Genomic DNA, 20,057 nt, shown 5'->3' on the forward strand with positions numbered 1-20,057 from the left:
CCGGCATGGACGACAGGGTCGAGCTTCCGGACGACAGGGACCGACAGCGAACCACCGTTACCGACGGCTTCTTCGAGCGCGAGATTCACCTCTCTCGGGCGGCGACCGCCGACTTCCTGCGGGATTTGGCCGACCAGATAGAGAACGACACGAGCCTGACGCTCTCCTCCCAAGAGTGGGAGATTCCCTTCGAGTACCGCGAACCGGTCGAAATCGAGGTCGAGTTCGCCGGGGGGCGCGAGTCCGAGTTGGAAGTCGAGTTGGAGTTCACCGAACCCCGGGGCGGCGAGGAGTTGAGCGTGGAGTGAGGAAATCGTCGGCTCGTCCGCTCGCACGCCCGCTCACTCGTACCGGAGCGCGTCGATGGGGTCGGTCTTCGCGGCGCTCCACGCGGGGTAGAGTCCCGCGACCACGCCGACGAGAATCCCGACCGCCACAGCGACGGCGAACCACTCGTAGGGCAGGACGAGGCTCAGGCCGATGTACTCACCCGCGGCGTAGGCTCCGCCGATGCCGACCGGGATGCCGAGTAGGGCACCGAACAGGCCGAGCATCACGGCCTCCAGCAGGAACAGTTGGAGGATGTCGCGGTTCTGCGCGCCCACCGATTTCATGATGCCGATCTCCTTGGTGCGCTCGGTGACCGAGACGAGCATAATGTTGGCGATGCCGATGGAGCCGACGACGAGCGAGATGACCGCGATGCCGGTGATGAAGTTCGTGAGCGTCGTGAGCAGTTCCTTTATCCGGTCCACGAGGTCTTGGTCGGTCTCGACCGAGAAGGCGTAGTCGTCGGGCACGAGCCGGGCCGCGTCCGAGCGGTTTTCGAGGTACGACCGTACGCCCGTCTTTACTCGCGGGACCGCCTCGAAGTCCTCGGCGACGACCGTGAGCGTGGGGTAGACGCGCTGGCTCTCGCCGGTCGTCGGACTCTCGATGGTCGTCCGGTAGAACGGGTCGGTCGGCACGAAGACGAGCGGCTGAGAGCTGCCGAGTCCCTCGAAGGCCCCGCCGCCCGACGAGCCGTTGAGCAGGCCGACGACCTCCGCCTCGATGGAGTCGCCCGAGGCCAGCCGCAGCGTGACGTTCTGGCCGACGCCGAGTGCGGGGTCGAAGAGATTCGCGGCCTGCTGGTTCAACACGACCTCGCGCGACCCCTGCCGGAAGGCTCGGCCCTCGACGAACGCGCCGTCGTCGAAGTAGCTCGGCGAGGTGGCGACGACCTGTCGCTGGGCGACCGTCTCGCCGCCCGCCGAGACGGCCGCGGTGGGTACCACGCCCCTCGGAATCACCGATTCGACGCCCGAGACGTTCCGGAGCGCGTCCACGTCGCTCGTCGTGAAGACCGGTTGTGAGCCGGCACCCGGCCCGCCCTCTTGGCCCTCGGGACCGGCCCAGACGTAGACGTTGGGCGTGCGGTCCGCGCCGACCTGTCCCAGAACGTCGGCCCGGAGGCTGGTGCCGAGCGTGACGAAGGTGATGACCGCCGCGACGCCGATGACGATGCCGAGCGTCGTCAGCGTCGAGCGGAGTTTGTGGCTCTTGATGGACCGCCAACTGAAGCGGAGGCTCTCTGCGAACTCCATCAGGGCAGTTCCGACTCGACGCGCCGGGGCGACTCTATCTCCTCGACCTTCTCGACGGTCCCGTCGAGGACGTGAATCACGCGCTCGGAGTGTTCCGCGATGGGCCGCTCGTGAGTCACCATCAGGATGGTGTTGCCCTCGTCGTGGAGCCGCTGGAACAGGCCCATAATCTGCTTACCCGTCTCGCTGTCCAAGTTCCCGGTCGGCTCGTCCGCGAGGATGATGGCGGGGTCGGCCGCCAGCGCGCGGGCGATGGCGACCCGCTGGCGCTGGCCGCCCGACAGTTCGTTCGGGCGGTGGTCGCCCCGGTCGCCGAGTCCGACCTCGTCGAGCAACTCCTCGGCGAGGTCGATGCGCTCGCTCTTCGAGACGCCCTGAAAGACCAGCGGGAGCGCGACGTTCTCCGCGGCTGTGAGTTTCGGCATCAGGTTGAACGTCTGGAAGACGAAGCCGATCTCCTCGCCCCGTGCCGTCGTGCGGTCGCGCTGGCTGAGTTCGGAGGTCTCCCGACCGTTGACCCAGACCTCGCCCTCGGTCGGCGTGTCGAGGCAACCGATGAGGTTGAGCAGAGTACTCTTGCCCGACCCGCTCGGTCCCATGACGGACGTGTACGAGCCGCGGGGAATCGAGATGTCCACCCCGTCGAGCGCGTGGACCGGTTCGCCGAGGAAGTAGGTCTTGCGCACGTCTCGGAGTTCCACCGCCGCCTCGGGCGTCCCTCGGGTCTCGGCGTCGGCGTCCCCCGTCTCCGGCCCCTCCTCCGCGTCGGACTCGGCGTCCGAGTCGCTGGCAGCCATTGTCGAGTGTAGTACGGTCGGGCGTGTCAAAACACTAGCGCCCGTTGCGGCGGGAAACGTTCCGTTGTTCGGACCGCCTCCGGAGGGCGACGGCCTTCGACCAGACTTTTTACCCGCGGCGACCGACGTGCGAGCATGAAATCGACGGGCGGAAGCGACGCGGAGAAGCGTGCCGCGGGCGAGAGCGCGGCCGAGGCGGTCGAGGACGGCGCGGTCGTCGGTCTCGGCACGGGTTCGACCGCGGCTCACGCGATTCGAGCCATCGGCCGGAAGGTCGATAGCGGTCTCGACGCGCGCGGAATCCCGACCTCGTTCCAGTCGCGGGAGTTGGCGAAGGAGGCCGGGATGCCGCTCACGACGCTGGACGAGACCGACGCCGTGGACCTCGCCATCGACGGGGCCGACCAGTTCTCCGGCCCGCACCTCGTGAAGGGCGGCGGCGCGGCCCACGCCCGCGAGAAGATCGTAGACGCGGCGGCCGACCGCCTGCTGGTGGTCGCGGACCCGAGCAAGGAGGCCGAGCGACTCGACCACCCGGTCCCCGTCGAGGTCCTGCCGGACGCGCGGACGACCGTCGCGGCCGAGATTCGGGCGCTCGGCGGGTCGCCGACGCTCCGGAGCGCCGAGCGCAAGGACGGCCCGGTCGTGACCGACAACGGGAATCTGGTGCTTGACTGCGACTTCGGCGAAATTCCGAATCCGGCGGAGCTAGCGACGGACCTCGCCGCGCTCCCCGGCGCGGTCGAACACGGCCTGTTCGTCGGGATGGCCGACGAGATTCACGTCGGCCGCGAGGACGGCGTCGAGGTCGAGGAGTTCTGAGCGCGTCCGCGCCAACTCCGTAGTTCGCACTCGGAGTTACGCCGTCTACTCTCCACCTCGAACCGTATCAGAAGCTACGAGCTACGAGGTATCGGACGCGATAAAAGAAACGTGGCGGGTTCCCGGTTTACAGGTCGCGGGGCTGGACGGTCTTTCGGTCGTTGGCCTCGGCACGGCGGGCGGCCTCGTCGAGGAGTTCGTCGACGCGGTCGTCGAGGGCGTCGTAGAAGTCCGACGCCACGTTCTTGTCGTCCAGTGCGTCCTTGACAGCTGCTTTGACGATGAGGTCTGCCATACGAACTTTCCTTTCCTGCCACTCCTAATAAAGCTTCTCAAATCTACGGGCGAACGGCCCGCTGTCGTTCAATTCCCGGTCATCTATCAGGAGGGCCAAAAAGTATAAATACTATCGGGTTGTGTGCCGCCGGTTCCGCGGGTCGGAGGATAGGAGTACGTAGAGTGCCCAGAGTCGGACATGCGCGAACTACTCGAAGCAGTTGCGGCGGGCGAAGTGAGTCCGGCCGACGCCGAGGCGCGACTCGCCGGCTACGCGACCGACGACGCGGGGCGGTTCGACGCCGCGCGAGAGACCCGGAGAGGCGTCCCAGAGGCGATTCTGGGCGACGGCAAGACGGCCGCGGAGACCGCGTCGCTCGCCGCGACGGCGGTCGAGACGACGGGCCGGGCCATCGTGACGCGAACCGACGATGACCAGCAGCGCGCGGTCCGGACGCGACTCGCCGACGACCACCCCGCGGCCGAGGTGACGGTCCACGAGCGGTCGGGCGTCGTCGTCGCCCACGACGCCGACTTCGAACCGCCGGACGTGGCCGCGACCGTCGGCGTCGTCACCGCGGGCACGAGCGACGCGATTCCCGCGGGCGAGGCCGCCGTCGTCGCCGGGGAGATGGGCGCGACCGTCGAGCGAGTCGAGGACGTCGGCGTCGCGGCACTGACCCGCATCGTGGACCAGCTCGACCGCCTGCGCGAGACCGACGTGCTGGTCGTCGCGGCGGGCCGGGAGGGCGCGCTCCCGACCGTGGTCGCGGGACTGGTGAACACGCCGGTCATCGGCCTGCCGGTCTCGACCGGCTACGGCTACGGCGGCGAGGGGGAGGCCGCGCTGGCGGGGATGCTCCAGTCCTGCTCGGTCCTGTCGGTGGTCAACGTGGACGCCGGATTCGTCGCGGGCGCGCAAGCCGGGTTGATCGCCCGAGCGGTGGGTAGCGCTAGAGGCGAGGACGACGACGAGTAATTTCCGCCGACACGTTGCCTTACCGCGATACAACGGGTTGTTACAACCGGCGTTTTTCAGTTACTCTCGCGAAATTGAACCACAATTACCGGAAACGTTCTTTGCGTTTCCGAAAAAGAGATTTCGACTTGGGAAGGATTTTTGATGGTCGGGCGCGAAGAGTGGAGTACTGGCAGTGACCCTGCCAGATGAAACCCAATGCCAAAGTGTGACCACTGCGGCGCGCACATCTCCGAGCGATTCGTTCGAGTGTTCGCCGACGAGGACGGCCAAGTCCGAGCGTGCGTCTCGTGCTCGGCGAACGCCGGAATCGCCGAAGTCGCGCGTCAACGCGCCAGAGAGGCGAGAGCATAGCCCGCCGAACGGGCGGGAACCAAACAGATAAGAACCACCACGCGAAGCCTGTAGGGCGTGACGGTCCACCACTGGGTGTACGTCGTCGAGTGCGCTGACGGCAGTTTTTACACGGGTTACACGACGGACGTCGAGCGACGCGTCCGCGAACACGACCGCGGCGAGGGCGCGAAGTACACCCGCGGACGCACCCCGGTCGAGTTGGTCCACACCGAGCGCTTCGACTCGAAGTCGGCGGCGATGTCCCGCGAGTACGAGGTCAAGCAGTTGTCGCGGCGACAGAAAGAGGAGTTGGTCGAGGAGGACGCGGACGGCGAGTGAATTTCAGTCGCGCAGTACGTCGCCTTCCGGCACCGACGCCGGAAGGCCGACCAGTTCCGCGCTTCGCTCCCAGAGTCGTCGCCGGAGGTCCGGGTCGTCGGCCGCGGACGCGGCCGACGACCGCTCTTTTCGGTCGAAGTACGCGCCAGACACGTCGGCCACCGCGTCGCTCGTCGTCAGATAGACCAGCGCCTCGGCGGCCCCCTCGACGCTCTCGAAGGGGCCGACGGGCGCGACGGTGGCGACGAGGGCGGCCGCGCTCGTGAACAACCGGGAGAAGCCCGTGGCGTTCCGAACGAGGTCGGTGTGAGGAATCCACCCCGGATGGACGCAGTTGGCGGTGACGCCGGTGCCGTCGAGTCGGGCGGCCAACTCGCGAGTGAACAGGACGTTCGCCAGCTTCGAGTCGGCGTAAGCGTCGAGTCCGTCGAAGTTCTCGCCGCGGACGACCGATTCGAGGTCCGCGAGCGACCCGCCCTCGTGGAGCGCGCTGCTCGTGGTGACGACTCGTGCGGGCGCGCTCTCGCGCAGGCGTGACGCGAGGAGGTTCGTCAACAGAAAGGGTGCGAGGTGGTTGACGGCGAACGTGAGTTCGATTCCCTCCGCCGTGGTCCAGCGCTCGCTCCGGGAGGTCCCGGCGTTGTTCACCAGCGCGTCGAGGCGGTCGTAGTCGGCCCGGACCTCGCGGGCCAACTCCCGGACCGCGTCGAACTCCGCGAAGTCCGCGCGGTAGAACTCGCCGTCGCCGTCGGGGTGGGCGTCCCGGACCGCCGAGCGGACCTCCCGTCCGGCCTCGCGGTCCCGGCCGGTGAACAGGACGGTCCAGCCGCGGTCGGCGAGTCGGAGGGCGGCCTCGCGGCCGATACCGCTCGTGGCTCCGGTCAGGAGGGCGACTCGGTTCACGGCGGGTCAGTCGTCGGCTTCGGTCCGTCCGCCGTCGGTCTCCGCGCTCGTGGTCTCGTCCACGCCCGCGTCGGGCGCGGTCACGTCGGGGTGGATGAAGGCGTACTCGACGGCCTGTTGGCCGAGTTTCCGGACGCGCTCCTCGATGTCCTCGTCGGTGATTTCGCCGTCCTCGAACTTGTTCCGGGCGTTCCGGATGCCGACCTGATGTGGCAGGACCCACGCGTGGACCCCGCGGGCTGTCACGCGCATGTGGTCGAGCGTGCTGGCGAACGACCCGCCGCCGGCCGAGGCCAGCAGGCCGACCGTGGTGTCCTCGTACTCGTCGAATCCGCAGTAGTCGTGGACGTTCCGGAAGGCCGCGGAGTACGACCCGTGGTAGACCGGACTCCCCCAGAGGACCGCGTCGGCCTCCCGAATCTCGCGCTTGAGTTCGGTCGCGGCCTCGGGTTCCTCCTCGTCGGGGTCGAAGACGGGGAGGTCGTACTCGCGCACGTCCAGCAGTTCGGTGTCGGCACCGCGCTCGGCCGCCGCGTCGAGGGCGTGTCGCAGGGCGGCGCGGGTGTAGCTTCCGTCGCGCATGCTCCCGGCGAGCGCGACGACGACGGGTGTTCCGTTCATCTTGCCCGTTCTACGGGTCCGGACGGAAAAACAGTTTCCGGAAGGCGGTTTTTGTAATTATTCGGAGAGAATACCGGGGTCACCGACGCTCGGTCGTCACCGGCACGTCGCCTTTGGGTTGGAGCGTGACCGCCGCCGAGAGTTCGAGGTCGCCGTAGTTCCTATCGAGCGTCCACTCGCGGGCCATCGTCGCCAGCACGAGTTGGGCCTCCACCATGGCGAACTGCTGGCCGATGCACCGGCGCGGTCCGCCGCCGAACGGGAAGAAGGCGTACTCGGGGCGGTCGGCCCGTCCCTCGCCGTCCAGAAATCGCTCCGGCCGGAACGTCTCGGGGTCGTCCCAGAATCTGTCGTCGCGGTGGAGGACCCACGTCGGCAGGAGGACCATCGAGCCTTCGGGCACCTCGTACTCGCCGAACGTCACGGCCTCGGCGGGTTCGCGCCGAATCTCGTGGGCGGGCGGGTAGAGGCGCATCGCCTCTTTCACGACAGCCTCGGCGTACTCGAACTCGAACACGTCTTCGATGGTCGGACGGCCGTCCACGACCTCGGCGAGTTCGTCGTGGAGTCTGGCCTCCGCGTCGGGGTTGCGCGACAGGAGGTCCCAGACGTAGGTCAGCGTGAGCGCGGTGGTCTCGTGGCCGGCGAACAGGAACGTCAGCATCTCGTCGCGTATCTGCTCGGCGTCCATCTCGGCGTCCGCGTCCAGCAACATCGCCAGCAGGTCGTCGCGGTCGGCGTCGGCGCGCCGGCGCGCGTCGAGGACGTCGTACACCTGCGCGTCGAGGTGGTCGCGCGCACGGTTCGCCCGCCGCAGGAAGGGCACGGGTGCCCAGTCGGGCGCGAGAAAGGTGACCGGTTGATTCTGCGGCTTCAGCGGTCGCTGCATCGCCTCGACCGCGTCGTAGATGCCGCGCGCTTGGAGGTCGATGTCCTCGCCGAACATCGCCTCGACCAGGATTTCGAGGGTCGTGCGCATCATCTCGTCGCGAAGGTCCACCGTCCCGCCGTCGCGCCAGCGGTCGGTGGTGTCCGCGGTTCGTTCGACCATGATTTCGGCGTAGTTCTCGATGTGGCTCAGGAAGAACGCCGGTTGGATGGCCTCGCGCTGGCGCTCCCACAGGTCGCCGCCACTGGTGAGCAGTCCGTCGCCGACGATTTCCCGGAGTTTGTCGGTGCTGCTGTCGTGCTTCGGGAACGTGTCGGTGTCCTCCAGCACTCGCTTCACGTCGTCGGGGTCGGTCAACATGTAGGCGTCCCAGCCGATTATCTCGTAGTTGACCACCCGACCGTACTCCTCGGCGCACCGCTCGCGGAAGTCGCAGGGGTCGCGCGCCCACTGATGGGTGTTGCCGACCACTGGCAGGCCGCGCGGTCCCGGCGGTGGTTTCGTCGTCACGTTCGAAGAGAGGTCCCGGTCGGCCCTGACTCTGCTGCCGTGAATCCGCGGCTTCTTTATAAGCGACCGGCGTAGGCGGACGCACCAATGCGGTACGCCCGAGTTCGAGTGACGCCGACCGAAGGAGCGGGGGACCATCCGCTCGGCGCGCGCCTCGCCGAGGTCAAGGGCGTCGAGCGCGAGCGAGTCCACCGCATCGAACTGCTGGGAGACGGCACCGGCGTGTTGCTGGCCGAGGCGAGCGGCGACCGGGACCGCTACGAGCGACTCCTCGCCGAGAGCGAGTTCGTCGACGACTACGCCGTCACCGGGGCCGAAGGCAACTGGTACGCCTACGTCCACTTCGAACCGAACGAGCGCGTCGAGGAGACGCTGGCGGCGTTCCGCGACTCCGAACTGATGATAGAGATGCCCATCGAGGCGCTCCCCGACGGCGCGCGAGAGATAACCTTCGTCGGCGACGAGGCCGCGTTCGCCGACGCGGTACCGACCGACACCGACTACTACGAGGTCGAACTGCTGGAGACCGGCGAGCGCCCGCCGCGGGCCGACGACCTGTTCGCCCGTCTCACCCAGCGCCAGCGCGAGGTGCTGTCGGTCGCGCTCGAACTGGGTTACTACGAGGACCCCCGGCGGGCGACCCACGACGAGGTGGCCGACGAACTCGGCATCTCGCCGAGTACCGCGGGCGAACACCTCCGGAAGATAGAGTCGCGGGTGTTCGCGCAGTTCGCCCGCGAGCGGTGACGGAGGCGACGGAGACGGTGTGACCGGCGAATCAGCCCGCCGACTCCTCGGGAGCCGCCCGTCGGTCGGCGAGCGGCGACCCGGCGGCGAGGAACGCCGCCGACCCGACCACCAAAATCCCCCCGAAGAGACCGATGGTCGGGACGATGCCGAGCGCGTCGGCGAGGTGGCCCGCGCCGAGTTCGAAGGGGATGGTGACGACGTTGTAGACCATCCCCGCGGCGCTCAGCACCGTCGCCCGCCCGACCGATTCGACGTGGTCGTTGACGTACTGGTTGGCCAGCGGCATCGTCACGCCGCGGGAGGCGCGCATGAGGAGGAAGACGGGAATCGCCGTCGCCGGAACGAGCGCGACCCCGACGAACAGCGCGCCGAGGAGCGGCGGCGCGAGGAGGAACCACCGCCGGATGCCGACGACCGACCGAATCGCGTCGGTCCGGTAGCTGACCGCCGCGGCGACCGCGGTGAACCCGCCGTAGAGCCACCCGACCGAACTGACCGACAGCCCGAGCGTCTCGACGCTGAACGGTTGGACGAAGAAGTTGACGCCCCAGTAGACGCCGACGAAGAGACCGAGATAGGGGACGAACGACCGGAGCGGCGGCTTCGAGAACTCCTCGCGGACGATCGGGAGCGCGTCCACGACGGTGAACTGCTCGGCGTCGTCGGCGTCGCCCTCGTCGGCCCCTTCGCGTCCGGGCGTCGATTCGGGGAACGACAACAGGACGGGGACGCTCAGCGCGGTCACGCAAGCCGAAACGAGGTAGGCGGCGGGCATCCACGCGTCGGCGATGTACCCCCCGAGGATGCCGGTCGCGCCCGTCACGACGTACATCACGGCGTTGCCCCGTCCCCGGACCGCCGCGAACTCGTCCTCGTTCGTCCGGGCTTTCAGCGTGTCGTAGAGCCACGCGTCGGCGGTTCCGGACCGGAACGTCGAGGCGAACGCCCAGAACCCCATCACGACCGCGAAGTGGACGAACTCGCTGGAGGCGGCCATCGCCACCTGCGCGACGGTGACGAGTCCGCTGGCGAGCAGGAGGCCGTTCCGGCGACCGATGCGGTCGCCGACGATGCCGGTGGGAATCTCGAACAGGAGGAGACCGGCCCACCAGACGGCGTCCACAGCGCCCACGAGCGCGTAGGACTCGACGTTGACCTCGATGTAATAGTACCAGATGGGCGTCGTGAACCCCGCGGCCATCGACGCGCGATAGAGGTAGTACTTGGCGACGTTGCCCGTCGGGAGGGTCTCCGCGAGTCTCACTGGTCGCCCTACAGACCCGGCGTACAAAACTGTCGGCAGAAACTCTTTTTTGTAGCCTCGGTTTCACGTTCGTGCGACCCTGCCACGCGGAGGTTTTTTCGGCGGGGGAGGCGACGTGTCGGGTATGGAGACGCCGATTTCGTTCGGAACCGACGGCTGGCGAGCGACGCTCGACGAGTTCACCGCACCGCGCGTCCGGATGGTCGGGCAGGCAGTCGCCGATTACCTGCGAGAGGTCGAGGACCGCGACGGCGGCACGGTCGCGGTCGGCTACGACGCCCGCGAGACCTCGCGCGGGTTCGCCGAGGAGCTGTGTCGCGTGCTGGCGGCCAACGGGTTCGACGCGCTGATTCCGCCGCGGGACTGCCCGACGCCGCTGGCGGTCTGGACTATCGCGGACCGCGAGTTGGCGGGCGCACTCGTCGTCTCGGCGAGTCACAACCCGCCGAACTACAACGGCGTGAAGTTCTTCCCCCACGACGCCGCGCCCGCCCTGCCCGAAGTGACCGACGAAATCATGGCCCGCATCGCCGAACCCCGCGCGCTCCCCGACGACGAGCAGGGGAGCGTCCGCGAGGAGGACCTGCTGGAACCCTACGCCGACCACGCCTTCGACGTGGTGGGCGTCGGTCCCGACGAGGACGAGACGCTGGACGACCTCGAAGTCGTCTACGACGCGATGCACGGGTCGGGCCGCGGGTTCACCGACGAACTGCTCGAACGTGCCGGCGCGACCGTCCACCGGCGGCGCTGCGAGCAGGACGCCGAGTTCGGCGGCACGAACCCCGAACCCAGCGCCGAGAACCTGCAGGGCCTCGTCGAGGAGGTCCGCGAGCGCGACGCCGACCTCGGCATCGCCAACGACGGCGATTCGGACCGAATCGCCGTCGTGACGCCCGACCGCGGTTTCCTCGACGAGAACCTCTTCTTCGCGGCGACGTACGACTACCTGCTCGAAGACGACTCCGGCCCGGCGGTCCGGACCGTCTCGACTACCTTCCTCGTGGACCGCGTGGCCGAGGCCCACGGCGAGGAGATAGTCGAGACCGCGGTCGGCTACAAGTGGGTCGCCGAGGCGATGGGCGAACACGACGCGCTCATCGGCGGCGAGGAGTCGGGCGGGTTCTCGATTCGGGGCCACGTCCGCGAGAAGGACGGCGTGCTGATGGCGCTGCTCGCAGGCGCGGTCGAGAGCGAGCGCTCCTACGACGACCGCGTGGACGCGCTTCTCTCGGAGTTCGGCGAGATTCACCAGAGTAAAATCAGCGTGGACTGCCCCGATGACCGCAAGCAGGACGTGCTGGCCGACCTCGAAGCCCAACTCCCCGAGGAAGTGGCGGGCGAGCGCGTCGAGGAGGTCAACGACACCGACGGGTTCAAGATTCTGCTCGAAGACGGGTCGTGGCTGCTGGTGCGCCCGAGCGGGACGGAACCGAAGATGCGCGTCTACGCCGAGGCCGCGAGCGAGGAACGCGTCGAGGCGTTGCTGAACGCGGGACGCGAGTTGGTCGAACCGTTAGTCTAAGCGTCGCTCTCGCCGAAGTTCAACACTCCATTGGGATTCGCGTAGTAGACGTAGGCCAGTCCGAGACCCATCAGCACCGCGACCGCTCCGAGCAGGTCGCTCGCGTCGGCCGCGAACCCGCCGGCGAGCGTGACGTAGGCCATCACGGCCGCGAACGCGGTCCAGACGACGGCGACTCGTCGGCGTCGTTGCTCGTCCATACCGAGTCTGGGGGCGTCGGGGAAGTTGGGTCTGTTGGACTCGTTCGGCGCGTTTCGGCGCACAGACGTTGACACAGACGCGCTTGACAATCATCCGTATTCCTTTCACAATTATACACCATCGTCTGAGACTTCGATACCGGCCGCCGGACGCGACTGGCAACAGTCGGCGTCGCGTCACTCCCGGTCAGTCGGCCCCGTCGGCGTCGTAGCGCCCGCGAAGCCTATCGTCATCCCCCTCGACCGGCGAAATCTCGAAGCCGAGCGCGTCGTAGAACGGGCGGACGCCGGGGTCGAACTCGGCGGTCAGACGGGCGCGGTGCGCGGCCGCGGCGCGGACCAGTGCGGTCCCGACGCCCCGGCCCCGGCGGGCGCGCCTGACCGCCACGGCGTCGATGTGCGCGGCCTCGTCGCCGGACGCGTCCGGCGCGTCGTCGCTCAGAGGCACGAGAACCAGCGCACCGAGAACCGGCGTCTCGCGCTCGCCGGAGTCCTCGTCGCCCTCGCTCGCCACCAACACGTCCCCGGCGGCGACGCGCTCGCGGAGGTCGTCGCGGACGTCCAGCATCGCGGCGTCGAGGACGCGCCGGACGCCCAGTCGATCGTCGGCGGTGGCACGGGTGATTCGGACCATGTATGCAGTTGATCTACGAAGCGGCCTTTCGTCGGAGTCTCGTGAACGTGTACGCTACTATCGCAGTCGTCAGGGTCGTGAACGCGACCGACGTCATGTTCTGGAGGCCAACGAGTTCGGAGTCGAACCAACTGAAAATGGCGACGACTAGGGTGATGCCGAAGATGAGTCCGGCCTCGGTCGAATTGACGTTCCACTCCATCTTCGATAGTACCGTTAGTGTCCTGAATAACGTTTACATGTTGGATAGCACACGGCGGCCGTGACAGCACCGCAGAAGACACCACAGCCTACGGTCAACGACGAAGCGACGACTGACGCCGCGCACAGCGAGCCGCACGACGTTCCTGTGGCCGCGGAGAGTGTACCGCAGAATACCTTGCAGGCGTCGACGCAGTAGAATCCGCCACATTGGATGTGGTTCTGGATTCCGACCCTGTCCGACGACCCGTACGAGAGTATGCCCCGAGACTGACTCTCAGAGACCGTGAATGAAAGCCCCTCATCGCTATTGACAGTACCCTCTACGTTGACGTACAAGCGGTTCGCCGTCCTCTCGTGTTATTGGAACCCGAAGCCATGCTCGACTTGCGTCTTTCTCCGGCATTTGAACGAGCATGGGATTCGGAGCCTGCTTGTCGGACTTGGCCAGAACGCGCTTCAGTGCCCGAACAACTTCCACTCGGTCAGCCGGACCGTCGCCGATCGACTCTGCCCCTCCGTTTGACAGCACTTCGACAATCATCTTCCGTCCTGTCTGCTCTACCTTTGGGGTGTGGCCAACGTCTACTACGCTCCCGTGTTCTCCGTCGATCTTCCGCACTCCGTCACCAACCTTCTTCTCTCCTATCGCCTTGGCAGCTGTACCCTCGAAGTCGGCCGATTCGTAGTACTTGACGGTAAACTCTTTTTCCTCGTTCTCTAGTACGACGACCTTGCCCTGACTAGTCCCATCGTCGTCGCTGATAGTGTACTTGCCAGCGGTCCTCACTGACGGTGCGCTCCCGAACTGGTCCACGACGAACTGGACCTGCTCTGATTCCCGCGCGGCCTTAACTAGGGCTTTCCGCTCTGAACTACTCATTTCCTCTATATCGACACCTATCTCGCCCGACGCAGTCAGTTCGTTTGCACTAGTTACGCCCGGCGCAATTGCGGTCGCACCGGCGGCAATACCCATCTTCTGAAGTACGCCTCGTCGGTTTATTTCATGGTTTTCTCAACCATGTAAAGAAACATACAACCTCTTTGATTATAGTTTTCTGACGTTTAGTGGAGAATACTGAGGGCGTGAGCGACGTTTCAGGCGAAATGCGGTGACACTACCGTAACATCCGGTCCACCATCGCCAGCACGTCGTCCACTGGCGGCCGGTCGTCGGTGCCCTCGCCGCGGTGGACCGCGAACAGTCGCAGGTCCCCGTCGCGGGCGTCCAGAATCGCGGTCTGGGGTAGTCGCCCGAGGAGGTCGTGGAGACCGCCCAACTTGCCGAATCTGGTCGGCTGGCCGTACTGCTCGGCGACCGACTTGTCGGCGTCGGCGACGACCGGGAACGGCGAGTGGGTCTTCGTCTGCCACTTGGTGGCCTTCTCCTCGGACTCCGGCAGAACCGAGACGACCGCGGCGTCGCGCTCGCGGAACTCGCCGTAGCGGTCGGCGACCGCCCGGACCTGCTCGCGGCACGCCCGACTGTAGTAATCGCGCTGGAACAGCAGGACGATAGCGGCGTTGTCCTCGGGCGGCGTCCGCGTGCGGTTCGGTCGCCGCGCGGCCATCTCGGGGTCGGCCGCGAGGTCCGAGAGGACGAGCGGGTCGGATCCGGTGCCGGCGTTGGGCGACTCGAAGTCGAGTTCCGAGACGCCGAGGTCGTCGCGTTCTCGCTCCAGCCCGGCCGCCGCGCTTCCGCCCTTGATGAGTCGAAGCACCTTCACGCGGTCGGTCTCGACGGGCTGGTCCTCGGGGACCGGGCGGCCGTCCACCATCACCGAGACCTCGTGGGGGCTGAGGTCCACTTTCGCCAGCAGGTCGGCGTAGGTCGCGTCCTCGACTTCGAAGTCGTGAGTCCCCTCGCCGACGACTTCGACGGTCACGTTCATGGAGTAGGAGTTTCGGGGCGCGCGTGGTAAGCGTGTCGGGCTACGAAGGTGCGGGAGGCCGAAAGCCGACGGACTCGGACGGCGGACCCATCGGAGACGAAGTCCGAGGACAGCCAGCCACCGCCGACGCCGAGTAGGGTTTCGCACCCGCCGATTCTGTATAGCCATAGATGGTTTACCGGCTCCTACAGCGTCGAGTCGGCCGCCGTCTCGTCGCGGCCGCCGTACCGCCGCCGACCGCCGAGTGCGAGCGCGCCGAGACCGAGCAGGAGGACGACGAATTGAACCAGACCGCCCAGAATCGGGACGAAGCCGACCAGCGAGACCGCGACGAGACCGACCGCGAGCGCGACCCACTTGCTGTCGTTGTCGGCGACCCCGGCCAGCCAGCCGCCGAGCGCGAACGCGCCGTAAACGTACCCGAGCCACAGCGCGACGGCGTACAGCAGGACGCCGAAGAGGCCGAGCGGAATCCCGACGAGCGAGACGAACAGCAACACGAGCAGTATCGGAACGCCGACGAACAGCAGGAGTCCGACCCCCGCAGACCGGAGCGGGTCCGCGATAGCTCGCGACGCGACCCCCGCGGAGAACCGCGGGAAGACGAGCAGTGCGACCGCGCCGAGGACGAAGTTCACGAGGAAGCCGTACACCGCACCGAGCCAGTCGGGGAACAGCGGACCGCCGACGCCCACGCCGAGGTTCACGTTCGGCTCCTCGCGGACTCGGCCGTCGATTCGGGCACCGGATGCCCTGTCGAGGTCGCCGTCGTACACGAAGTCGCCGCCGACGACCGCGCTCGGGCCGAGCCTGATGGTGCCCGCGCCGACCCGCGCGTCCCGCCCGATTTCGCCCTCGACCACGACGTTGCCCGCCGCGGTCTCCAACTCGCCGCCGATTTCGCCGCCCTGCGCGAGCAGGAAGTTCCCGCCAGCGGCGGTAACGTTGCCGGTGACGGTGCCGTTGACGCGGACGTTGCCGGCGAACGCTTCGAGGTCGCCGTTCACCCGCCCGTCAACGAACACGTTGCCGCCGAACGCCGTCACGTCGCCGTTCACGGTGCCGCGGACGACGACCGTGCCTCCGAACGCGGTCAGGTCCTCGTTGACCGTCTCGCCCGCCTCCACGACGACGGTCCCGCCGCTCCGGGTCTCGTCGGCCGCGACCGGCGCGGGGACTGCCGCGAGGACGACCAGCGCCGCGAGGACGACTGCGAGTCGGGTTTTCATATCGAATCCGTCGATAGCCCCCGAATTAGTAGTTTCCCGGTTATCGACAAGACCGACAGTTAAGCCGGTCCTACCGGCGAGAAATCTCGTTCTCGGTCGGATTTACCGCCGAGGATTCGCGGCTCTGTCGGCCCGCGCCTCGGCACGGCGAGACGCGCACGGCGAGACGTAAGTTTCGACGGGCACGTCGGCGACCCGGTTCTCGGGGAGTTTAAGACCGGCAAGCACCTCGGGTCGTACATGAGCGAGGTCGAGAGCGAAGCCGAGAGCGAGGCCGACGAGGCGGCCGAATCGGACGAGGGAGTCGCGCCGGACGACGCGACCGACGCCACCGAGGCGGCCCGCGGGGAGATCTGGATCGAGAAGTACCGCCCCGAGCGGTTGGACGACGTGGCGGGCCACGAGGACATCACCGAGCGCCTGAGCCGGTACGTCGAGCGCGACGACCTGCCGAACCTCCTGTTCTCCGGACCGGCGGGCGTCGGGAAGACCACTTCTGCGGTCGCCATCGCCAAGGAACTGTACGGCGACGACTGGGAGAGCAACTTCCTCGAACTCAACGCCTCCGACCAGCGGGGCATCGACGTGGTCCGGGACCGCATCAAGAACTTCGCGCGCTCGTCGTTCGGCGGGGCCAACTACCGCATCATCTTCTTGGACGAGGCCGACTCGCTGACTTCGGACGCCCAGTCCGCGCTCCGCCGGACGATGGAGCAGTTCTCGAACAACACCCGGTTCATCCTCTCGTGTAACTACTCCAGCAAGATCATCGACCCGATTCAGTCGCGGTGCGCGACGTTCCGGTTCGGTCCCATCTCCGAGGAAGGCGTCACCGAGCAGATTCTGAAGGTCGCCGAACAGGAGGGCATCGAGACGACCGAAGACGGCATCGAAGCGCTGGTCTACGCCGCCGACGGCGACATGCGCAAGGCCATCAACGCGCTCCAGGCCGCGGCCGTGATGGGCGAGGTCGTGGACGAGGAGGCCGTGTTCACCATCACCAGCACGGCCCGCCCGGAGGAAATCGAGGAGATGGTCACGTACGCCATCGAGGACGACTTCAGCAAGGCGCGCTCGATTCTGGACGACCTGCTCACGAACAAGGGGATGGCGGGCGGCGACATCATCGACCAACTCCACCGGTCGGTCTGGGAGTTCGACCTGAGCGACGAGGCCACCGTCCGCCTGATGGACCGCGTGGGCGAGGTCGATTACCGCATCACGGAGGGCGCGAACGAGCGCGTCCAGCTAGAGGCGCTGCTGGCGTCGCTGTCGCTCGAATAGCCGCGAAATTAGCGCGAGGCTGACCGCGACACAATCGGCCGTTTCGACGCTCCCGCCCGATGGCACGAGCGTTCCCCGCGAGAAAGCCCGCGTTGCGTCGGAAAACGGTCCGAAACGGCCACCCCTCTTATCCCCCAGTCCGGCGTAGCGACGCGGGAGTACACATGGGACGTTATCCGAGAGAAGCGCGGGACGCGCGCTTGAAGTGCATCGAGTGCAACGCGCCCGTCGTCGAGACGGTCGAAGGAAGCTACGCGTGCGTGGACTGCGGTGCCGCGCCGATCAGCGCCCGGTCGAGCGCGACGGCGTCCGCCGCGGACGACGCGCGGTCCCCGGCGGACGACTGACGCGAGTCGGTCCGCCGATACGAACCACACTTTTGTCACTGGTCGGTGAAGCGGAAGGTATGAGCTACGCTCGTCTCGAACCGACGATAGACGCCCTCCGCACCGTCCGACGGTCGCACGCATGACCGCGAACGCACCGATACGCACCGAGTCGCTGACGAAGCGGTACGGCGAGACGGTCGCGGTCCGGGACCTCACCTTCGAGGTCGAGCGCGGCGAGGTGTTCGGGTTCCTCGGACCCAACGGTGCGGGCAAGACCACGACGATGCAGATGCTGACGACGCTGACCCGGCCCAGTTCCGGCGAGGCGTGGGTCGCCGGCGAACCCGTCACCGACCGCGACGCCGTGGTCGAACGGTTGGGCTACATGCCCGAGGAGCCGCCAATCTACGACGAACTCACCGGGCGCGAGCAGTTGGAGTACGTCGCCGGCCTCCGGGACCTGCCCGACGGCGAGGCCGACCGGACGATTCGGGACCTGCTCGGCAGGTTCGACCTCGCGGCGGACGCCGACGACCGCATCTCGACGTACTCGAAGGGGATGAAGCAGAAGACCGCGCTGATTCAAGCGCTCCTCCACGACCCGCAGGTCCTCTTTCTGGACGAACCGACCTCGGGGCTGGACCCGCGCGCGGCCCGGACCGTCAGGAACCTGATTTCGGAACTGCGCGAGGAGGGAATGACCGTCTTCCTCTCGACGCACATCCTCCCCGTGGTGGAGGAACTCGCGGACCGCGTCGGCGTCCTCCACGACGGTCGCCTCGTCGCCGAGGGGTCGCCCGAGTCGCTGACCCACCGGGCGGAGTCGGGCGAGGAGTCCACGCTCGAAGAGGTGTTCCTCGAAGTGACGAGCGAGCACCCGGAGGGCGAGGTCGGCGCGGACGAAGAGCGGTCGGAGTTCGCGCGATGAAGACGCCAGACCTCTCGCACGCGACCCGCATCGCCCGCGTCGAGGTCGTCCGGAGCGTCCGGACGGTCCGGTCGAGCGGCACCCGGACCCTCGCTTTCGCGTTCGCGCTCCTGTTCTGGGTCGCCCTGCCGACCGTCGGCGGCGGCTATCTGGCCTACCGACTCGGGCGGGAACTCCCCAACGTCCCCTTCGACGCTCCGGTGTTGGACCTCCTCCGGGGCGGCACCGCGGTCGGGTGGGTCGGTCTCGCGGCGCTCGCCGCGGCCCGGACCGCCGGCAGGAAGGGCGAACTCGATTCGCCGGAGGGAATCCTGACGACCGTGCCCGCTCGGGACGCCGCGCTCGGTCTCCTGCTCGCCGAGTACGTCTGGATGGCGCTGGTCGCGGCGATTCCCGTCGTGACGATTTCGGTCGCGCTCGCGGTCGGTGCGGGCGTCGTCGCGCCGATACTGGCGATTCCGGCGACCGCCGCGCTCCTGCTCGGCGTCGGTCTCGCGGTCGGCTTTCCGGTCGGCCTCGGCGTCAAGTGGGTGACGCTCAGGACGCCGTGGCTCGCACGTCACAAGACCGTGCTGCTGCTCGCCGCGTTCGGTCTCTACTTCCTCGCGGTCACGTCCGAAACGCTCAACGAGGTCGTCGCCGCCCTCCAGCGCGCGCTCCGGGACACGCCGCTGGCGTGGTTCGGCGACGCCGCGCTGCTCGGTCTCCCCGGCATCGGGGCGGTCCCGGTCCACGCGCTCGCCGCGGCGGCGCTCGCGGCGGTCCTCCTCCCGGCTCTCGGAGTCGTCGGGATTCGCTCGGCGACGACGCTCTGGTACACCGACCGGTCGGAGGCGACCGGCGAGGAGTCCGACCGGAAGCGCGCCGACGCGGAGAAACGCGGCGACGCGGACGTGAGCGGCCGCGTCGGTGCGGCGAGCGAGAGCCTCGGCGAGCGCGCGCTCGCGCCCCTCTCGCCGTTCCTCGCGCGACCCACGCGGACCGTGACGCTGGCGGTCTGGCGGCGGACCAAGCGCGCGCCGATTCGGATTCTCTACGTCGCCTACCCCCTGTTCTTTCTCTACGCGCCGCTCCGGACCGCGTTCGAGAGCGGCGTGACGACCGTCCTGCCGCTGATGGTCGCGCTCTACGGGACGTGGGCCGCGGGCGCGCTGGTGCTGAATCCCCTCGGCGACGAGGGGTCGGTCCTGCCGACCACGCTGCTGTCGGGCATCGACGGCAGGCAGTTCGTCGTCGGTCACGTCCTCTCGGCGGCGCTGGTCGGGGTGCCGGTCGTCGCGCTGGCGACCGCCGCGACGGGCGCGCTGAGTCCGCTCGAACCCCTCCGGTGGCTGGCGCTGACGGGCGCGAGCGCCCTGCTCGTCGTCGCCGGGACGGTGCTGGCGGTCGCGGTCGGCACGCTCCTCCCGCGGTTCGGCACGGTCGAGGTGTTCCGGAGCCGCGAGGTCACGATGCCGAGCAAGGGCGCGTTCGCGGCCTACTCCATCGCGCTGTTGGGCGGCGCGGTCGGCGCGATGGTCGCGCTCCTCCCGCCGCTGGCGGGGTTCGTCGGCGGACTGGTCGGCGTGCCGGGTATCGCGGTCCGGGCGGTCGGCGGTGCGCTCGCGGTGCTGGTCGGCGTCGTCGGTCCAGCGGTCGGGTTCCGGTGGGCCGCCCGGAGGTTCGAGGCGTACGCGCTGGACTGACGGTCGGGCCGCCACACCGGTCGAGGGAAGCGAAATCGCCGCCGGGAGACCCCCGGAACGTCCGGGTCGAGGCTG

24 protein-coding genes and 1 pseudogene are annotated in these 20,057 nt (G+C 68.0%); 11 read left to right on the plus strand and 14 right to left on the minus strand.

Annotation, left to right across the window (positions count from 1 at the left end; genetic code table 11):
• Nucleotides 1-5: 5 nt before the first annotated feature.
• Nucleotides 6-308 carry an amphi-Trp domain-containing protein gene (locus tag M0R88_RS05440; RefSeq protein WP_248655946.1) on the plus strand — a complete coding sequence of 101 codons (303 nt, stop codon included), beginning with the start codon at nt 6-8 and terminating at the stop codon, nt 306-308.
• A gap of 33 nt (nt 309-341) precedes the next feature.
• On the opposite strand, the gene M0R88_RS05445 is transcribed toward M0R88_RS05440, so the two are convergent.
• Nucleotides 342-1,586 carry an ABC transporter permease gene (locus M0R88_RS05445; protein WP_248655947.1) on the minus strand — a complete coding sequence of 415 codons (1,245 nt, stop codon included), beginning with the start codon at nt 1,584-1,586 and terminating at the stop codon, nt 342-344.
• Complete coding sequence (locus M0R88_RS05450; protein WP_248655948.1) at nt 1,586-2,383, minus strand: ABC transporter ATP-binding protein; 798 nt, start codon at nt 2,381-2,383, stop codon at nt 1,586-1,588. Before M0R88_RS05450 ends, M0R88_RS05445 begins: the two co-directional genes overlap by 1 nt.
• Nucleotides 2,384-2,518: 135 nt before the next feature.
• Here M0R88_RS05450 and rpiA point away from each other — a divergent pair, with 135 nt between their 5' ends.
• Nucleotides 2,519-3,205: a ribose-5-phosphate isomerase RpiA gene (rpiA, locus tag M0R88_RS05455; protein WP_248655949.1), complete on the plus strand. Its 687-nt coding sequence runs from the start codon at nt 2,519-2,521 to the stop codon at nt 3,203-3,205.
• Nucleotides 3,206-3,332: 127 nt separating this feature from the next.
• Here rpiA and M0R88_RS05460 read toward each other — a convergent pair whose 3' ends face one another.
• Complete coding sequence (locus M0R88_RS05460) at nt 3,333-3,500, minus strand: DUF1931 family protein (RefSeq protein WP_135827695.1); 168 nt, start codon at nt 3,498-3,500, stop codon at nt 3,333-3,335.
• 180 nt (nt 3,501-3,680) lie between these two features.
• On the opposite strand from M0R88_RS05460, the gene larB reads away from it, so the two are divergent.
• From larB to M0R88_RS05470, 3 genes are all read left to right on the plus strand, one after another.
• Nucleotides 3,681-4,460: a nickel pincer cofactor biosynthesis protein LarB gene (larB, locus tag M0R88_RS05465; RefSeq protein WP_248655950.1), complete on the plus strand. Its 780-nt coding sequence runs from the start codon at nt 3,681-3,683 to the stop codon at nt 4,458-4,460.
• A gap of 198 nt (nt 4,461-4,658) precedes the next feature.
• Nucleotides 4,659-4,814 carry a DUF7563 family protein gene (locus tag M0R88_RS18800; RefSeq protein WP_438267198.1) on the plus strand — a complete coding sequence of 52 codons (156 nt, stop codon included), beginning with the start codon at nt 4,659-4,661 and terminating at the stop codon, nt 4,812-4,814.
• 57 nt (nt 4,815-4,871) lie between these two features.
• Entirely contained in the window at nt 4,872-5,135 is a 264-nt protein-coding gene (locus tag M0R88_RS05470; protein ID WP_248655951.1) for a GIY-YIG nuclease family protein, read from the plus strand.
• A 3-nt stretch (nt 5,136-5,138) separates the two neighbouring features.
• Here the strand turns inward: M0R88_RS05470 and M0R88_RS05475 are convergent, their stop codons facing one another.
• The 3 genes from M0R88_RS05475 to M0R88_RS05485 all read right to left on the minus strand — a co-directional run bounded on the left by M0R88_RS05475 (nt 5,139) and on the right by M0R88_RS05485 (nt 8,058).
• Nucleotides 5,139-6,038 (minus strand): SDR family oxidoreductase, encoded by a 900-nt coding sequence (locus M0R88_RS05475; RefSeq protein ID WP_248655952.1) that lies wholly within the window; start codon nt 6,036-6,038, stop codon nt 5,139-5,141.
• Nucleotides 6,039-6,044: 6 nt separating this feature from the next.
• Entirely contained in the window at nt 6,045-6,659 is a 615-nt protein-coding gene (locus M0R88_RS05480; RefSeq protein ID WP_248655953.1) for an NADPH-dependent FMN reductase, read from the minus strand.
• A gap of 79 nt (nt 6,660-6,738) precedes the next feature.
• Nucleotides 6,739-8,058, minus strand: a complete 1,320-nt coding sequence (locus M0R88_RS05485; RefSeq protein ID WP_248655954.1) for a cytochrome P450 — start codon at nt 8,056-8,058, stop codon at nt 6,739-6,741.
• Nucleotides 8,059-8,166: 108 nt separating this feature from the next.
• Here M0R88_RS05485 and M0R88_RS05490 point away from each other — a divergent pair, with 108 nt between their 5' ends.
• On the plus strand, nt 8,167-8,805 hold the full coding sequence (locus M0R88_RS05490; RefSeq protein WP_248655955.1) for a helix-turn-helix domain-containing protein: 639 nt from the start codon (nt 8,167-8,169) through the stop codon (nt 8,803-8,805).
• A 31-nt stretch (nt 8,806-8,836) separates the two neighbouring features.
• Here the strand turns inward: M0R88_RS05490 and M0R88_RS05495 are convergent, their stop codons facing one another.
• Entirely contained in the window at nt 8,837-10,072 is a 1,236-nt protein-coding gene (locus M0R88_RS05495) for an MFS transporter (protein ID WP_248655956.1), read from the minus strand.
• 124 nt (nt 10,073-10,196) lie between these two features.
• Between M0R88_RS05495 and M0R88_RS05500 the strand changes: the two genes are divergently transcribed.
• Nucleotides 10,197-11,597, plus strand: coding sequence for a phosphoglucomutase/phosphomannomutase family protein (locus tag M0R88_RS05500; protein ID WP_248655957.1), 1,401 nt, complete (start codon nt 10,197-10,199; stop codon nt 11,595-11,597).
• Here M0R88_RS05500 and M0R88_RS05505 read toward each other — a convergent pair.
• The 7 genes and pseudogenes from M0R88_RS05505 to M0R88_RS05535 all read right to left on the minus strand — a co-directional run bounded on the left by M0R88_RS05505 (nt 11,594) and on the right by M0R88_RS05535 (nt 15,756).
• On the minus strand, nt 11,594-11,797 hold the full coding sequence (locus tag M0R88_RS05505; RefSeq protein ID WP_248655958.1) for a hypothetical protein: 204 nt from the start codon (nt 11,795-11,797) through the stop codon (nt 11,594-11,596). The genes M0R88_RS05500 and M0R88_RS05505 overlap by 4 nt on opposite strands.
• Nucleotides 11,798-11,984: 187 nt before the next feature.
• Nucleotides 11,985-12,431 carry a GNAT family N-acetyltransferase gene (locus tag M0R88_RS05510; protein ID WP_248655959.1) on the minus strand — a complete coding sequence of 149 codons (447 nt, stop codon included), beginning with the start codon at nt 12,429-12,431 and terminating at the stop codon, nt 11,985-11,987.
• Between the two features lie 13 nt (nt 12,432-12,444).
• Nucleotides 12,445-12,633, minus strand: a complete 189-nt coding sequence (locus M0R88_RS05515) for a hypothetical protein (RefSeq protein ID WP_248655960.1) — start codon at nt 12,631-12,633, stop codon at nt 12,445-12,447.
• Nucleotides 12,634-12,939: 306 nt separating this feature from the next.
• Nucleotides 12,940-13,611, minus strand: a complete 672-nt coding sequence (locus M0R88_RS05520; RefSeq protein WP_248655961.1) for a hypothetical protein — start codon at nt 13,609-13,611, stop codon at nt 12,940-12,942.
• 142 nt (nt 13,612-13,753) lie between these two features.
• On the minus strand, nt 13,754-14,206 hold the full coding sequence (locus M0R88_RS05525; RefSeq protein WP_248656759.1) for a peroxiredoxin family protein: 453 nt from the start codon (nt 14,204-14,206) through the stop codon (nt 13,754-13,756).
• Between the two features lie 126 nt (nt 14,207-14,332).
• Nucleotides 14,333-14,527 (minus strand): annotated as a pseudogene (gene samp2 / locus M0R88_RS05530) (ubiquitin-like small modifier protein SAMP2); the annotation flags it as partial.
• A 185-nt stretch (nt 14,528-14,712) separates the two neighbouring features.
• Nucleotides 14,713-15,756, minus strand: coding sequence for a DUF8173 domain-containing protein (locus tag M0R88_RS05535; protein WP_248655962.1), 1,044 nt, complete (start codon nt 15,754-15,756; stop codon nt 14,713-14,715).
• A gap of 240 nt (nt 15,757-15,996) precedes the next feature.
• Here M0R88_RS05535 and M0R88_RS05540 point away from each other — a divergent pair, with 240 nt between their 5' ends.
• The 4 genes from M0R88_RS05540 to M0R88_RS05555 all read left to right on the plus strand — a co-directional run bounded on the left by M0R88_RS05540 (nt 15,997) and on the right by M0R88_RS05555 (nt 19,982).
• Nucleotides 15,997-17,040, plus strand: coding sequence for a replication factor C small subunit (locus M0R88_RS05540; protein WP_248655963.1), 1,044 nt, complete (start codon nt 15,997-15,999; stop codon nt 17,038-17,040).
• Between the two features lie 164 nt (nt 17,041-17,204).
• Complete coding sequence (locus M0R88_RS05545) at nt 17,205-17,387, plus strand: hypothetical protein (RefSeq protein ID WP_248655964.1); 183 nt, start codon at nt 17,205-17,207, stop codon at nt 17,385-17,387.
• 121 nt (nt 17,388-17,508) lie between these two features.
• A complete protein-coding gene (locus tag M0R88_RS05550) occupies nt 17,509-18,297 on the plus strand; it encodes an ABC transporter ATP-binding protein (RefSeq protein ID WP_248655965.1) in 789 nt (262 codons plus the stop codon).
• Nucleotides 18,294-19,982, plus strand: a complete 1,689-nt coding sequence (locus M0R88_RS05555; protein WP_248655966.1) for a hypothetical protein — start codon at nt 18,294-18,296, stop codon at nt 19,980-19,982. Before M0R88_RS05550 ends, M0R88_RS05555 begins: the two co-directional genes overlap by 4 nt.
• Nucleotides 19,983-20,057 lie beyond the last annotated feature (75 nt).

It is taken from the genome of Halorussus gelatinilyticus (assembly GCF_023238445.1).
Classification (GTDB): Archaea; Halobacteriota; Halobacteria; order Halobacteriales; family Haladaptataceae; genus Halorussus; species Halorussus gelatinilyticus.